This window comes from Cellvibrio sp. ATLC23 (assembly GCF_057196725.1).
This window is the reverse complement of the sequence record NZ_JBXUOS010000009.1, coordinates 107423-123718: the sequence shown is the minus strand read 5'-3', so window position 1 is coordinate 123718 and position 16296 is coordinate 107423. Positions and strand designations below refer to the sequence as shown.

General features: G+C 48.8%; 11 protein-coding genes and 1 pseudogene. 7 read left to right on the top strand and 5 right to left on the bottom strand.

The genetic code is table 11. The annotated features are described in order from the left end of the window. Window positions 1-1716 (bottom strand): putative bifunctional diguanylate cyclase/phosphodiesterase, encoded by a 1716-nt coding sequence (locus AC2CG4_RS14845; RefSeq protein WP_484487009.1) that lies wholly within the window; start codon window positions 1714-1716, stop codon window positions 1-3. Window positions 1717-1934: 218 nt separating this feature from the next. Here AC2CG4_RS14845 and rep point away from each other — a divergent pair, with 218 nt between their 5' ends. Further along, entirely contained in the window at window positions 1935-3953 is a 2019-nt protein-coding gene (rep, locus tag AC2CG4_RS14840) for a DNA helicase Rep (protein WP_484487070.1), read from the top strand. Window positions 3954-4016: 63 nt separating this feature from the next. On the opposite strand, the gene AC2CG4_RS14835 is transcribed toward rep, so the two are convergent. Beyond that, a complete protein-coding gene (locus tag AC2CG4_RS14835) occupies window positions 4017-4418 on the bottom strand; it encodes a c-type cytochrome (RefSeq protein ID WP_484487069.1) in 402 nt (133 codons plus the stop codon). Window positions 4419-4654: 236 nt separating this feature from the next. Here AC2CG4_RS14835 and prsK point away from each other — a divergent pair, with 236 nt between their 5' ends. The 4 genes from prsK (at window position 4655) to AC2CG4_RS14815 (ending at window position 10827) form a co-directional block, all read left to right on the top strand. After that, window positions 4655-6712, top strand: a complete 2058-nt coding sequence (gene prsK / locus AC2CG4_RS14830) for an XrtA/PEP-CTERM system histidine kinase PrsK (protein ID WP_484487008.1) — start codon at window positions 4655-4657, stop codon at window positions 6710-6712. Then, window positions 6709-8100 (top strand): PEP-CTERM-box response regulator transcription factor, encoded by a 1392-nt coding sequence (gene prsR / locus AC2CG4_RS14825; protein ID WP_484487007.1) that lies wholly within the window; start codon window positions 6709-6711, stop codon window positions 8098-8100. The genes prsK and prsR overlap by 4 nt, the downstream gene beginning before the upstream one ends. Window positions 8101-8366: 266 nt before the next feature. Next, on the top strand, window positions 8367-9311 hold the full coding sequence (locus AC2CG4_RS14820) for a fibronectin type III domain-containing protein (RefSeq protein WP_484487006.1): 945 nt from the start codon (window positions 8367-8369) through the stop codon (window positions 9309-9311). Between the two features lie 91 nt (window positions 9312-9402). Beyond that, complete coding sequence (locus tag AC2CG4_RS14815) at window positions 9403-10827, top strand: exosortase/archaeosortase family protein (RefSeq protein WP_484487005.1); 1425 nt, start codon at window positions 9403-9405, stop codon at window positions 10825-10827. On the opposite strand, the gene AC2CG4_RS14810 is transcribed toward AC2CG4_RS14815, so the two are convergent. Continuing rightward, window positions 10808-11971: a DegT/DnrJ/EryC1/StrS family aminotransferase gene (locus AC2CG4_RS14810; protein ID WP_484487004.1), complete on the bottom strand. Its 1164-nt coding sequence runs from the start codon at window positions 11969-11971 to the stop codon at window positions 10808-10810. The genes AC2CG4_RS14815 and AC2CG4_RS14810 overlap by 20 nt on opposite strands. Further along, on the bottom strand, window positions 11968-13113 hold the full coding sequence (locus tag AC2CG4_RS14805) for a glycosyltransferase family 2 protein (RefSeq protein WP_484487003.1): 1146 nt from the start codon (window positions 13111-13113) through the stop codon (window positions 11968-11970). Before AC2CG4_RS14805 ends, AC2CG4_RS14810 begins: the two co-directional genes overlap by 4 nt. Before the next feature lie 51 nt (window positions 13114-13164). Here AC2CG4_RS14805 and AC2CG4_RS14800 point away from each other — a divergent pair, with 51 nt between their 5' ends. Next, a complete protein-coding gene (locus AC2CG4_RS14800; protein WP_484487002.1) occupies window positions 13165-14337 on the top strand; it encodes a glycosyltransferase in 1173 nt (390 codons plus the stop codon). Between the two features lie 134 nt (window positions 14338-14471). Further along, window positions 14472-15089 (top strand): PEP-CTERM sorting domain-containing protein, encoded by a 618-nt coding sequence (locus AC2CG4_RS14795; protein ID WP_484487001.1) that lies wholly within the window; start codon window positions 14472-14474, stop codon window positions 15087-15089. Between the two features lie 55 nt (window positions 15090-15144). On the opposite strand, the pseudogene AC2CG4_RS14790 reads toward AC2CG4_RS14795, so the two are convergent. Then, window positions 15145-16296, bottom strand: a pseudogene (locus tag AC2CG4_RS14790) (IS4 family transposase).

Sequence of the window (16296 nt, the reverse complement as noted above, 5' to 3'; positions counted from 1 at the left end):
TCAGTTCAGCATTAAATGCTGATGTGAAGCCGACATCTGCAACCAATTGATAATTTCAGCGTAGGACTTGGGCGCGGAAAAATAATAGCCCTGCATCAAATCGCAGCCCATTTCCTTCAGCCATTCTTTTTCTTCTTTAGTCTCCACACCTTCAGCCACCACCAATTTTCCAAGATTGTGCGCGAGCGTGATCATGGCCGAAACTAACCGTTTGTCGGTATGACTGCGATTTAATTCCTGCAAAAAGCCCAAATCAATCTTCACTGTGCTGATCGGCAAGCGCTGTAAATGCAACAGCGATGAATTGCCCGCACCGAAACTATCGAGCAAAAAATTAATCCCAAAAAAAGACAGTGGCCGCATACACAGCGACACCAACTCTATATTATCGGCAAACACTGTTTCGGTAATTTCAAATTCAATATCGCCCGGCTGAATATCGTTGTCCGCAAAAATCTGCGCAACTTCATGCACCAGATTGTCATCCTTGAATTGACGCATGGAGAGATTAATCGCCATCATCAACGGGCCATCCCAAAACTCTTGCAACATTTTTAAATCATTGCAGGCCTGACGTATCACCCAGTAACCCAAAGCAGTAATAATGCCCGTTTCTTCTGCAGTGGCGATAAAATCGCTCGCATTGACTATACCCACACCGGGTTTGTCCCAGCGCAACAGAGCTTCAAGCGCTATGACTTTGCCGGAAGTGACATCAACGCGCGGAGTGTAGTGCAATATAAACTGTTGTTTTTTTAACGCCGCACGTAAATCAGACTCCAACAATAATTGACGGCGCACGTCCTGATTCATCATTTCGGTAAAAAATCGATAGCTGCTGCCACTTTCCTGTTTGGCCTTATACATCGCCATGTCGGCGTGCTTGAGCAAGGTATCGGCATCGCGCCCCGCCTGCGGATAAATAGCAATACCGATACTGCAGCCCACCACCACTTCATGACCATTAATGTCAGCAGGCCGCTCAATCGCGCCAATAACTTTTTCGGCGATGTGTGCAACATCGGTATTGATCGCAATTTTTTGCAGCAACAGCGTAAATTCATCGCCCCCCATTCGGGCGACAGAATCGCTGCGGCGCAAACAGGCATTTAACCGCTCAGCACAGATACGAATAATCGCATCGCCCGCGTCGTGGCCAAAATTATCATTAACTTGTTTAAAGCCGTTGAGGTCGATAAACATCAAAGTAAAACTGGCGCTATCGCGCTCGGCCAAATGAATTGCGTGCTCGAGGCGATCGCGAAACAAAATGCGATTGGGCACATCGGTAAGAGGGTCGTAATGTGCGAGGCGAGTGAGGTGTTGCTCGGTTTGTTTGCGCTCGATGGCATAGCGCAATGTGCGCTCTAAAAGTAGGTGATCGATCTGACCTTTAATTAAATAATCGGCAGCTCCGGCGCGAATCGCTTCGCGATCCACCTCGGTTTCCATCTCATCGGTCATCACTACAATCGGTGTCTGACAGGCCTGCACGCGAGCGGTATTTAACAGTTCGCGCGCATTGGAATCGCCCCAATAATAATCGAGCAGCGCCACATCAAATTCTTGCGATAAAATTTTATTCAGTGCGAGATCCAGCTGATCGCACCAGACAAGTTCGTACTCAACATGACGAATATGCGACAACACTTCAGCGATGAGCAGATACTCGCCCTGCTCACGATCAATAAATAAAATTTTTATTTTCTTGTCCATTGCTCTCGATCCCTTTCAAGCGCTTGTTGGGCACAAAATCCCGCACACAAATCAACATCATGGTAACAGTCGCACCGAGCAAACTAAACGCTTTGCGATATAACAAATAACAGCTAGAACCTTTCCTGTCTTGCCTTGTGGTTATAGCAGCCAAGATCAACGTTGCATGCGCAAGCGAGCTTGTTAGAATGCTCACCCTTCTGCTTAAGGCCGCCACTGTGACTCAACTCAATCCACGCCAAAAAGAAGCCGTGCTCTATATCGATGGCCCCTGTCTGGTACTGGCCGGTGCCGGCAGCGGCAAGACCAGCGTGATTACCCGTAAGATCGCCTATTTGATCGAGCAGTGCGATATGCCTGCACGTCACATAGCTGCGCTCACCTTTACCAACAAAGCTGCACGCGAGATGAAAGAGCGCGCCAGCAAACTGGTGAAAGGCAGTGCGTCCAGAGGACTCACTGTATCCACCTTCCACAACCTCGGCCTCAACATCATCCGCCGCGAACACAAAAGCCTGGGGTTTAAACCTGGCTTTTCCATCTTTGATTCCGAAGACGCTCGCTCACTGCTCAAAGAGCTGATGCTAAAAGAAGGCGATCTGGATAGCGATCATCTGGATACGGTGCAATACCAAATCTCTAACTGGAAAAATGATTTGGTTAACCCCGCGCGTGCACTAAGCATGGCGCAAAGTCCCGCTGAACAGACCATCGCCATCATTTACCAACGTTATAACCAAGCGCTACGCGCCTACAACGCAGTGGACTTTGACGATTTAATCCTGATCCCGGTGGAGCTATTTCAAACCAATGCGGAGGTACTTGGCCGCTGGCAACGCAAGATCCGCTATCTGCTGGTAGATGAATACCAAGACACCAACTCCAGCCAATATTTACTCGTACAACTGATTGTAGGCGATCGCGGCGCGCTCACCGTGGTGGGAGACGACGATCAATCAATTTACGCCTGGCGCGGCGCGCGGCCGGAAAATATGAGCCTGCTCAAGCAGGATTATCCGAGCTTACGCGTGATCAAACTGGAGCAGAATTACCGCTCCACCAGCCGCATCCTGCGGGTAGCCAACCATCTCATCGCCAACAACCCGCACGAATTCGATAAGGCGCTCTGGAGCGAAATGGGTTTGGGCGACCCGATTCGTGTGCTGCGTTGCAAAAACGAAGAGGCCGAAGCCGAGCGCATCGCCACCGAAATCATCACCCAGCGCCTGCAAAAGCAATACAAGTTCCGCGATTTTGCCGTGCTCTATCGCGGCAACCATCAAGCGCGATTGCTAGAGATGAAATTCCAGCATCACCAAATTCCCTACAAAATCAGTGGCGGCTCTTCGTTTTTTGCCAAAACTGAAATCAAGGATGTGATGGCTTATCTGCGCCTGATTGTTAATCCGGATGATGACAATGCTTTTTTGCGCATCATCAACACCCCCCGTCGCCAGATCGGCACCAGCACGCTGGAAGCCTTGGGCAGTTATGCAAGCGAACGGGAAATCAGTTTATTTGCTGCTTTGGATGAGATGGGCTTACAGAGTCGCATTCCTGAAAAAAACCTGGAGCGTTTGCAGCGTTTTGCGCACTGGATCAAACAGATTACCCACAACTGTCGCGGCGACAAACCCGTTGATAGCATCCGCGAGATGCTGAGCGACATAGATTACGAAGGTTGGCTGCACCAAAACTCGGCGAGCAGTAAAGCGGCCGAGAAGCGCATGGAGAATGTGTTCTATCTGGTCGAGTCACTGCAAAAAAGTCTGGATAAAAATGCCAATGACGATGAGGAGCAAGAATCCCGTATTGAAGATGCCATCGCCAAACTGGTGCTGCGCGATTTAATGGAGCGTCAAGAGGAAGAGGACTTAAGCGATCAGGTGCAACTCATGACACTACACGCATCCAAGGGTTTAGAGTTTCCCCATGTGTTTATGGTGGGTATGGAAGAGGATTTACTGCCCCATCGCAACAGCATTGAAGACAATAATATAGAAGAAGAAAGACGCCTGACTTATGTTGGCATCACCCGCGCCCAGCGCACCTTGTCGATGACACTGGCCGGAAAACGCAAACAGTTTGGCGAAATGAGCGAAACCACCCCCAGCCGTTTTTTGGATGAGCTGCCAAAAGAAGATGTGGAATGGGAGGGGTTTGGCGAGCAGAGCCCGGAAAAGAATATCGCTAAGGGTGAAGAAACGCTGTCCAACCTGCTCAATTTGTTTGATTAATCGTCGCGACAAAAACAACAAAGGCGGCTCAGTGCCGCCTTTGCATCAATAGTGCTGAACTGATTACTTACTGCCGTCCAGCATGTAATCCACTGCAGCTTTAATTTCATCATCGGAGCAAGCGGCGCACATTCCCTTAGGCGGCATAGCATTAAACCCACCAATTGCATGGGTGTAGAGCGTATCCAACCCTTTGCTCAACCGCGGCGCCCAGTCGGCGGCAGCACCTAGTTTGGGAGCCCCCATTACACCGGCGCCATGACAAGTGGTACAAAAGCTACCGTAGACATCTTTACCGGACTTTGGGCCCGCAGCAGCAGCGGGTGCAGGAGCGGCAGCGCATTCATCACCCTGCATACAACTACCGCCCACTGGCGCAATACGCGACTGCACGGCTTCATCGCTGGCAACAGCAGCGCCGCTGACTAAAGCAGTCATTAACAGAATTCCAACCAATGTTTTCATATGACTCACGGCATTTTCCTCGTTGATATAAGGCGACTGAAACCCAGCTTCAGTCTGCCCAGTGTAAATTCAGGTGATCAAACGATCTTTAGGGCGCGCATTATAGCGGCAAATACCCACACAGGCGATGGCGGTATTCAATAGACACTTAAGAATCTTGTGACGTTTTGATCTGCCAGTGCCAACTGTTATGCTTATTGCCACGTTTTATACCGCCGCATAGGATTCTAGTCAGTATGGAATATAACAGCGTTACTTTTGTAGCCTATTTTAGTGCCGCAGTCGTGTCCGCCCTGCTCACTGTCGCCTATTTGCTGCAACTGGTACGCAATCAAAAAACCTGGCTATTTGCCGGCGCTGCCGCCGTCCATACTCTGCACCTCGGGACTATCGCGCTGTCGTTTTCCGAGCAGTCAATCCCGCTTTACTTGCTGATCATTTTTGAATACCTGCATTTTAACGCCTGGGTGTTCTGTATCGGACTTAGCCTCAAACACAATACCCAGCGCAAACAACTGCCGACCAGCTTGCAGTTGTTGTTTAGCGGCGGCTGGCCAATCACTGCGCTCGCAATTGCGATGCTGTTTCTCCCCAATATGAATCAGGCGGGATTATCGGTGTGGTTTGCGCTGGGACTGGCGGTGATCGCGCTGGTCAGCGTTGAGCAGCTTTATCGCTATGCTGCAGAAAATGACCGTCAGATCAAATTGCTGTGCATGAATCTAGCGGCGATTTTTCTCTACGACATCTACTTATTTACCCATGCGCTGATCTTCAAGGGGCTCGACCCCATGCTCTGGCAATCACGCGCCGCCGTGTCCATTGCCACCTGTCTATTTATGGCACTGGGCGGAATGTTATTGCTGCAACGCAATGACCGCCCCGCCAACTTTAATCTCTCCCGGCCGATTGCCTTTTACACCACCTCACTGGTCGCAGTGGGGATATTAATCACCGTGCTTTCTCTCGGCGGCTATTACGTGCGCCTCTATGGTGGCAACTGGGGCACAGTTTTTTATAGCCTGTTACTGGTGGGCGCCGTTTTATTGATCACCACCGTGTTTATCTCTAGCCGTATACGCATGAAGCTGTCGGTTTTGATCAATAAACATCTGTTTCGCTACAAATATGATTATCGCAATGAGTGGCTGCGCCTGATCAACTATCTTGCGCAACCGGCAGAGGCCAGCGAAGTAAATCAGCGCGCATTTTTTGCCGTCGCGTCTACTACCAAAGCACCAGCAGGTGCGATTTGGCTGCGTAAACAGGGCTTCTATGAACCGGTTTATCGCGCCAATTTGCCCAATTTTATCGAGCTGCAAGAAGAGCCAGTTGATAGCCCTTTCTGTCGCGCCTTTATCGAGTCCGAATGGGTGTTTATCCCCGACAGCGGCGATAACGAAGCACTGAGCCAGCACAATGAGCTGCTGCCCAGTTGGGCGCATAACATTCCTAATCTTTGGCTGATGTTCCCCTTGATTGTAGGTGAGGAGCTGGTGGGCTTTATGGCATTGACCAAACCCGCAGGCGATGAAACCCTCACTTGGGAAGATCTGGACTTGCTCAAAACCATGGGGCGCCAAATCGCCAGCTATCTCAAGCGCCATCAGCAAGCAGAACAATTAGTAGAAGGACGGCAGTTTGATACCTATAACAAGCTAGTGGCGTTTATTATCCACGACTTGAATAACCTGATCGCACAACAGGCATTGGTCGTGCGCAACGCTGAAAAACACAAAGGCAATCCAGCCTTTTTTGAAGATGCGATCAAAACCATCAGCAACTCGGTTGATCGCATGAACAACCTGCTGAAAAAACTGCGCCGCGATGACTCGGATCTGGTGAAGCGTTTATCGATTATGGACGTGGTGTATCAGGCGGTACAGGAGTGCCAGCGCGGCGGCCGCTCACTTACAGCTGAGATACAACCCACCCAGCGCACCATCAATGCCGATCAGGTACGTCTGGTGATGACCATTACCAACTTCATCAAAAATGCGCAGGAAGCCACGCCTGACGATGGAAAAGTTCATGTTACACTGCAAATCGACAGCAACTCGGCGATCATCACTATCGAAGACACCGGTTCCGGCATGGATTGGGATTTCATTCACAACCGTCTATTCAAGCCATTTGAAACTACTAAATCCGGCAAAGGTATGGGTATTGGTGTCTACCTGTCACGCGAATATATCAGCGAGCTGAGCGGCACACTGAATGTCGCCAGTGAACCCGGCGAAGGCACCACCATTACCATCACCCTCCCGTTGAATAAGGATCAGCCCAGCGCATGAGCAAATCGACCTCGTCCAAACCCATCTTACTCATTGTTGAAGATGACAGCGGGCTGCAAAGCCAATTGCGCTGGCATTTTGATCAGTACGAAACCATAGTCGCCGATAACCGCCAGGATGCAATCGCCGCGCTGCGCCTGCACGAAGCATCCGTCATTATTCAGGATTTGGGCCTACCGCCCGATGAAGATGGTGTCGATGAAGGCTTCAAATGTATTCAGGATATTTTGCGTATCGCCCCCAACAGCAAAGTCATAGTGATGACCGGTAAAACCGACCGCGACAACGCCCTGCGCGCCGTCGCCATGGGCGCTTATGATTTTTATCAAAAACCGGTTGATCCCAACACGCTCGACTTAATCGTCCAGCGCGCCTTTCACATCCATGAATTGGAAGACTACAACCGCCGCCTCAGTGTATCGCAGCAGGAACCACTGGAAGGATTAATCACCAATGACCCGCAACTGCTGAAAATCTGCCGTCAACTGGAAAAAATTTCTCCCACCACCGTCACCTGCACCCTGCTGGGCGAAAGCGGCACAGGTAAAGAAGTGATGGCACGCGCCATCCATCAACTGAGCCCGCGCAAAAACAAACGCTTTGTGGCAATCAACTGCGCAGCAGTGCCAGAGAATTTAATAGAGAGCGAACTCTTCGGTTACGAAAAAGGCGCCTTTACCGGCGCAAACAAAATGACCATTGGCAAAGTTGAAACCGCCAATGAAGGGACACTGTTTCTCGACGAAATTGGTGACATGCCTCTCAATCTACAAGCAAAGCTTTTGCGCTTTTTGCAAGAACGGGTTATTGAGCGTGTGGGCGGGCGCTCCGAGATTCCGGTTGATGTACGCGTGATCTGCGCAACCAACAAAAATCTTGAAGAAATGGTAAAAGACGGCAGTTTTCGCGAAGACTTGTTCTATCGCATTTGTGAAATGACGGTAATGATTCCACCGCTGCGCAATCGTCTGGGCGACAAAGTGTTACTCGCGCGCCATTTCAAACTCAAATTTGCCAAGGAACACGGCCAGAATGTCACTGGATTTACACCAGATGCCATAGCCGCCATTGAAAATTACACCTGGCCCGGCAACATTCGCGAAATGGAAAATAAAATAAAACGCGCAGTCATTATGGCCGATGGCAAACATATTACTCGCGAAGATTTAGGCTTGGCTGAGGCAGGTGAGCTGTCACTAAACTTGCGTCATGTGCGCCAAGAAGCAGAACGAGGCGCCATATTGCGCGCACTCAGCATGACCGATAACAATATTTCTGCCGCGGCTAAATTGCTCGGCGTAACGCGCCCAACGTTTTATGATTTAATCAAAAAATACGGAATGAGTCAGGAATGTCCAAGCGGAAATAATGATTTAGACGAAAATTAAGACGTATGAATGAATACTTATAAAAATACAGCGGCCGAAGTTACCCATGCGACCTCCACACCAATATAAGAAAAAGACATAATGGCATCCGTCCCTTAGCAATCAATCCCGCACAACAAGTGAATAAACAGTCGCATTATTAACAAAAATAGAATATTCACCATTCTACTTACACAAGAAGGTGCTAAACATATCACGTCTACTTCAATAGTTTGGTTCGCTGTCACACAAACATATCGATGTAATTTTTCAGCAGGTGTTTATTGATGTACATGCACGTAAAAAAAATGGCCGCCACAATACTGCCCTTATTTCTCACCGCGCTATTATCCGCGTGTGGCGGAGCACCAGCGGGTGAAACATCCCACAACCCAAGCAGTCTGGCCAATAAACCCGAAGTAAGCAGCGCAGAGGCATCCAACACTCAAAGCTCCAGCATTCAGGCCAGCAGCCTTGCCACCAGCGCTAGCGCAACATCAATCAATGCCAGCAGCTCGCCCAAAAGCTCAACAGACAGCTACACCCGCATCTCCAGATCTAGCGACAGTAGCAGCAGTTTTAGCAGTAATAGCTCACTGCCGGCAGGCGGAGCCATAGATGTCACGCCCCCCTCCGCGACCAGACTCATGATTTACCAAATCGCTGACACCAGCTTAAGGCTGATATGGGATGAGTCTACCGATAATGTGGGTATCAGCCACTATGAAATTGAACGCAATGGCCGACTGATTGCCACTCTTGTTCATCCCACCAATATACTTTCTGATAACCAGTTACTCCCCGATACCGAGTACCAATACACCATCACTGCGTTTGATACGACAGGTAATAAATCGGAGAAATCACCCGCTTACATGATACGCACATTGGGCACTGCAAACAGCAGCAAATCCAGCAGCTCCAAATCAACATCAACCAGTAGCGCCAAAAGTACTTCATCAATATCAAGCAGTGTCTCCAGCCAAAAATCGGCCAAATTAACCTGGACACATCCAAATCAGCGAGAGAATGGACAATATCTGGAGCTTGATGAAATTGGCGGTTATGAAATTCGCTATCGTAAGAGTACGGATAACCGCTACACCTACATACTAATCAATAGCAATAAGGTGACCGAATACACTCACGCCGATGCCAACGACACAGAATTTGAAATAGCCGTCTTCGATAACAATGGTGTCTATAGCCGCTTCGTGAAGGTCACTCGCTAATTTCAAGCTCAAAGATTGAACTAAAGATTTTTTTATTCGCTCGCGCTATTATGAACCGCATCACATTACATCGGACTGAATAGCGCCCTATATGGATTTAATTAGAAATTTAGCTCGCACCTTCACTGCTGCACCCATTTTTGCTGCCATTTTTGTTGTATCACTGCTGTATCTCTCCAGCTTGATGACACTCTGGCAAAAATGGGTGCTGTGGGATCAGGATTTAGCTCATGCAATCCCAACTATTGGTGTAATGCTGGTTTTACTTGGGCGCGCCAGCTACACCCTTAAGGATACTCACTCCACAAACCTTCTTTATGGCCTATTGTTGGTCGCAACAGCAGGTTGCTCCCTCGGGTGGTACTTGTTCGAAAGCCTCAGCATCAGCCTGCCCGCTTACATTCTGCTGATCGCCACACTCTGCTTTTTTATCGGCGCCTCGCTATCCACATCTACCATGTTGGGCACTCTGCCAATACTTGGCCTATTATTTTTTACCATTCCGATTTGGTCGGAACTCACCGGCGTCTTAGTAGAGCTCAGCACCCTCGTGGTCGGTAAGATGGTAAAGCTCAGCAATTTAACTGTGCTGATTGACGGCAGCAGCCTCTTTATTCCCAGTGGCACCATTCACATTGCCGATGGCTGCTCGGGCATAAGATACCTGATCATTTCATTATTGATGGGCTACATTCTTATCCTGATCAATCAATACCAACTGCGCACCGCAATCATTACGCTGGTGGCAGCGGCTGCCCTAGGCTTATTCGCCAATTGGCTGCGCATTTATCTGTTAGTGCTCATAGGCTACAACACGGATATGCAAAGCAGTTTAATGCACGACCACGAAACCTTTGGCTGGATACTCTTTGCCTGCTTGCTGGTACCGGCAATTTATTTTGCCCCCATCAATCGACATCCAAACAAAATCATCAATATCCCCAAGCGACCACGCTTCTTGGCATTGATTGCAGTGAGTATTGGCCCGCTGCTGCTGTACATCAATGCAAGCGCACCATCGCCCCACTTCCCACTGCAACTGAGCCATCTCGACGCCTTCAAGATCACATCCAGCGAACGTATAGGAACCGAGCTTAGCCCCGGGATCACCCGGGCAGATACACGTTTGGTTTCTTTGCAAGATATAAACATTCGCGTGGACTTATTTGCACACACTCCCACCCGCGCAAGAGAGGAGATTGTGCCCTATATACAAGGGCTAACAGACCGATCCAATTGGTCGCTTGTGCAATCGCAACGCCAGCGCAAATTTAATCTCGCGATTTACAAAAAAGTAGGCAGCAACACACGCATTGTGATCGCGACTCAATACATTGTCGGCAAGATCGAAACTGAACAATACATAGCCGCAAAATTTCTGCAGCTAGTAGCTAATGCAGCGGGCGATAAATATTTTGGGCTGCTCACCGCACAAACAAATTGTGCAAGTGACTGTCACGATGAATTGGATAAACTGACGCGCGCCTTCGCCAGCATCAGTGTGCCGCAGAGCTAAGCGGATTAGTTCCAGCAGCGCGAAGCAAAGATAAAATCCGCTCCCTATATGGCAGCAAAACTTGACTATGTACAGGCAAGGTCATAAACCGCTGCGCAAAATGCCGCGCATTGTGTAATGGCTCTGGCACAGTAATTAAATTATCGACACCAGCAATTTGATCAATCGCTGCTGCATACATAGGTGAAGCACCGAGCCCTGCTGCACTCAGTTGCGCTAGTAATTGATCTCTCATTTTTTCGTCAGGGCACAACAGCGGATAACGCAGCAATGGCATTTGCCGCGCAGCACAATTTTGATCGAGCTGCTGCAGCCCACCGGCTAACACCACTGAATCAAAACTCTGTGACAAGTCATTATTACGCGCAGAGTGCAAGATAAAATTAGCGGTGACTAATGCGCGCCTATAAGAATCAAACTGCGCAATATAGTCGAGAGGAACGTACCGGGTTTCACCTAAACGCAACAAGGGATTGCGATTTAACAATTGATATAACTGCGGTTTTAGCAACAAATTATAAGCCGCAATTTTTAGCGGTAGGAGTCGGGACGGCTGTGCCGATTTTTCTATTCTGGCCACAGCGCTCGCAACAAGTGGCCGTTTTGCGCAGAGCAACCCGCCCCCCAGCAAACTCATCGGTTTACCGCGACCAAACGAAAAGGTCACATAATCTGTGTTAAACCCCATCTCACTCGCGGCAGCCGGAAACCATTGCGCATTATCTTCAATCAATCGCGCAGGCAAATTCAGCTCGGCAATAAGCGCTCTCAATTCATCCAAACGCTCGCGGATGCCTAAAAAATTTATCGCAATAACCGCAATAACATTCGCATCCAAATGCACGCGCAATTGTGCCAAATCGTAAGCGGGATCATTAGCGCCAATATCTACCGCAACTGCTTCAACACCAGCATAAACACAAGCAGCCACCAAATCCGGACAACAATAACCGGGAATGATGGCGCGCGGCTTTTGAACGTCAGGGAAATTTGTTTTTGCATCAAGCAGCGCCAAGGCCAATGCTGAAGTACCTGAGTCGAGCCAATATTGATGCTCGCCAAGCATTGCCTCCAATACACAGTCCGCATTTTGCTCGAGCGAAATGCGATTGCCGACTGGAGCGAGATCGCCGTATAAAATCATCGCGCAGAAGGCTTCCAAACAGTCATACGCTGACCGGCCAAAAACTTAATGCCGGCATCCAGCAGTGCAATATTCACCTGCACAAAAAAGTACACCAACTTAATCAGCGATACAGCCTGTAAATTCGGTAAAAAATGAGCGACTACAGCAACACCATAAAATGCCAACTGCGCAAGAAAAACTAAAAAATAAAATGCACCGTTATCGGCAATCAACGCATTACTCAGAAATAACGCCAATAAAAACCAAGGCGTTAACCAGCGCATTAATTTATGTGAGATGACCTGAAACGAGAAAAAACCAAACTTACCAATATTCAACACTTCAGCGTGACGCGACAACCCGGTCATACCGCGAATAACCGTGCGGATTTTGCGTTGATATTCTTTTGAGGGATCTTTCAGGTCTTGATAAAAGCCCAACACATCCGGTGCAGTCACTGCACGCAAGCCCGCCTTTGCCGTATTAAGTGCAGTATTAAAGTCACTGGGTGAACGAATATCCCACTCGCTGCACAAGGATTTGCGCACCGCAAAAAAAGAGCCGCTCAACCCCACTAAGCCCGCCAATTTTGACTCTTGCTGACGCAACCACATTTCGTATTTTACGTAAGCCCCCTCGCCCGCTACCGCGCCATCCTGACTGATAAAACGATCTTCGCTGGATACAGCGCCCACACCCGGATCATTAAAATAAGTTACTAGTTTTTGAATTGCATCCGCAGGAATTTCGGTCGCCACATCGCTGAATACCAAAATCTCGCCGCTGGCTTCTTTGATCGCACACTGCTGCGCATGCTCTTTACCCAAACGCTCTGGCGCCCGCACCAAACGCACACCACGCTCAGCGTATTCGCGCACTATGTCGTCGGTAGCATCAGAGGAACAATCAGAGGCGATGATAATTTCAAAAGCAGCCGTATCAAATTGCAACTGCAAACTGTTTTCTATTTTTGCGCGCACCCGCGACTCTTCATTATAAGCTGTCACAATTAACGACACGCTAGCAGCAGCCGTTTGTGAGGTCATTTCCGCTTTGGGTTTTACGCCCACTCTTGCCACTAATACACGCAACACCAAGGGATAAATAAAATAACTATAAACAGCAGCAACACCAAACAACCAAAACAAAAATGTTAACATTTCAACCTCTGGAAACTATCCCTAACAAAACCCGCTGAAGACATCGACACCATGCAAACACCTGCAACTGCGCCGACCAACAATGACAAGCCGCCGATTTTACTCCCTCGCCTCAAGGTTTTGCACATTATTTCTGGCGATCTCTGGGCGGGCGCCGAAGTTCAAGCTTATACACTACTCACCACCCTAAAAGATCGCTGTGATTTATACGTAGTGCTGATGAACAATGGCGAATTAGCCGGAAGACTCCAACTAGCAGGCATCACCACCGAGATTATCGATGAGCAAAAAAATTCCAGCTTCGCCATCCTACGCCAACTCATCGCCACTATAAAAAACGTAAAACCCGACCTGATTCATACGCATCGTCAAAAAGAAAATATTCTGGCGAGCCTCGCCAATCTTCTTGCCGCAACACTTCCCTGGAAACGCATTCGCTCCTTACGCACCACCCATGGCGCACCTGAGCACAGCGCCAAGGGACTAAAAAAAGCGATTATCTGGCTCGATAACCAGATCGGAAAATATTTGCAAGACGCGGTCATCGCCGTATCCAAAGATCTAGCACAAAAATTACAGAGCACATTTCCGGCACAGCATATACACATCATCGAAAATGGTATCGACGCCAACGCACTCAACCAACTTATACCCGCAACCGATATCCGCGCCGGCGCTGAAGATCACATTCATATAGGCATAGTCGGGCGACTAGAGCCAGTGAAACGAGTCGATTTATTTATCGATATAGCCAAGCAGCTTCTCAAGCATACGCAGGTAAATCATGCGCAAGCACACAAATTAAAATTTCACATAATCGGCGATGGCAAACTCAAACAACATTTAACAATGCAAGCGCAGCAACTGGGAATCAGCCAAGCAATCGTATTTCACGGGCACCGCAGCGACTCGACTGCCGCCATCGCCGCGCTCGACATAGTTGTTATGTGCTCCGACCACGAGGGAACACCGATGACCGCGCTGGAAACACTTGCGCTCGGCAAACCACTGGTCGCGCACAGTGTTGGCGGACTGCGAGAAGTGCTCGCGGAAAACCCTGAATTACTGGTGAGCAACCACACCGCAGAAGGCTATAGCAAATGTCTGTTACAACTATTTGACCATCCGGTTCGCCCACTGCTCAAGCGCGTTTACACCAGCAAAGAAAACGCCGCGCGCGCACTGCAGCTTTATCGCACACTCACCAGCAAACCTGTCGAATAGATTTACACACCCCAAAATGATAATTATCCAAGTTGCTGTTACAAAAGGATTTTATATCATGGCACGCCATGTGCATGTACCGTTAGAGCGACCCAGGTTGGTCGTCAAACACTCACTTATCATGGAGATAGACAATGAAATTCATCAGTAAACTTTTCGCAGCAAGCGCATTGCTCGCAGCCGCTCAAGCAAATGCTCTTATTATCGACTTTGGCTCGCCAGCTTGGACTCCAGCTGCCAACAACCTGCCAAGCCACACTGTTGGTGATGTCACCGCTGTTGCGGGCCCAGCAGGCTCACTCTTGTTTGCTGCTGACCCACAAGACGGTCTTGGCGTTCGCGGTGGCGAGATTGACGAAATTGATGGTGTTGAATACATCAAAATTTTGTTTGCCAACGCTGTGGCACTGCAGACAGTCAAAATCACTGATTTGTTCAACAAAGACAATGAAGGCGGCGATGGTAGCGATCCAGTAAGAGGCGAAGTTGGTTACCTGTCCCTGTGGTTCGGCGGTGTACAAGTTGGCTCAACTCTGACTTTTTACGGTATCAACTCTACTCAAGCTAACGGCGAACAAACCTTTGTTGTTGGTGGCGTAACTGTAGATGAAATCAAATTTTGGGCTGGCGGTGTAAGAGACGAATTCTCTGTAAAAGCACTGGAAGTTCCAGAACCAGGCATTTTTGCTCTGCTAGGTCTAGGCTTGATGGGTCTTGGCCTGTCACGTCGTCGCTTGGCTAAAAAAGCGTAATTAATCGCTTGCTAAAAAAAGGCGCCTACGGGCCACTGCTGTCCCATAGTTTTATTCATAAAGCGAGCCTCATTTGAGGTTCGCTTTTTTTATGATCAGGAGGATCAGGCATTAGGATGCTTTTCAGGCTCCGACGATCAAATAAACTCAATTGAATCACCCGCATAATCCGCTGTACCGTCCAACCTGATTTCGCACTGTGGCGAGCAAATGCCAACAATAGATACGTAATCATGGCGATCCAAATTTGCGTTAACACCGCATTTCTTGAGGTGCCCACAAACGCTTTGATCTTCAGGTTTTGTTTGATCGCTTTGAAGAACAATTCAACCTGCCATCGATCCTTGTAAATCGCTGCAATTGTGGTCGCTGCCAACTGAAAATTGTTGGTGAGAAATTCATAAAACTTGCCGGTTGTTGCATCGCGATAGCCAATTCGACGCAACGTCGGTGCACCGCGTTTGATTGCATGAGCGCTGGATAATTGAATGACCTGATCGCTGAGAATACCTTTGCTGCTGTCGGCGTAACGGCGCTCTTCCACGCGATAGACCGCTTTGGCGCGCAAGCGCGTTACAAAGAAAACCCCTTTATCTGTCAGTGACTTAAACCATTGATAATCCACGTACCCCTTATCAAATGCCACAATACTACCCTTGGGAAAATCAAACTTTCGTCCTTCAATCATGTCGTTTTCCTGGCCATCGCTGAGCGCTACAAATTCAGGGATGTGGGTGCCGTGGTTCAAGCCAACACTGAGTTTTACCTTGGCAGTGTCGTCGCGATACGCTGCCCATGGAAATAGTGCGAGCGACAAATCAATCGCGCTGGCATCGAGCGAATACAGCGGATTTTTAAAGCGGAATTTGTGATTACCCTGCATGGATTTACAGCGGTGAAGCAGGCGAGCAAATATCTGTTTATAGAGTTCGGCGGGCTGTACTTCGTTTAATCGAGCCAGCGTTGAGCGAGCAATCGGCTTGGCACCGAGATGATAGAGCTTATGCTGCTGCGCTTCGAGATTGGATTGAATATCACGCAAGCTTTGACGGCCAGACAGTTGCTACATGGCCATGCCGACAAACTGATCCCAGCGAGTGGCCGAGCGTAATTTTTGGCCGACATGATGCTTTTTAGCTTCCGATTCAAATTCATGTCTCGATAAAGGTTTGAGTAGTTGGTGGAATGCGGTGTTAGAATGTGACAA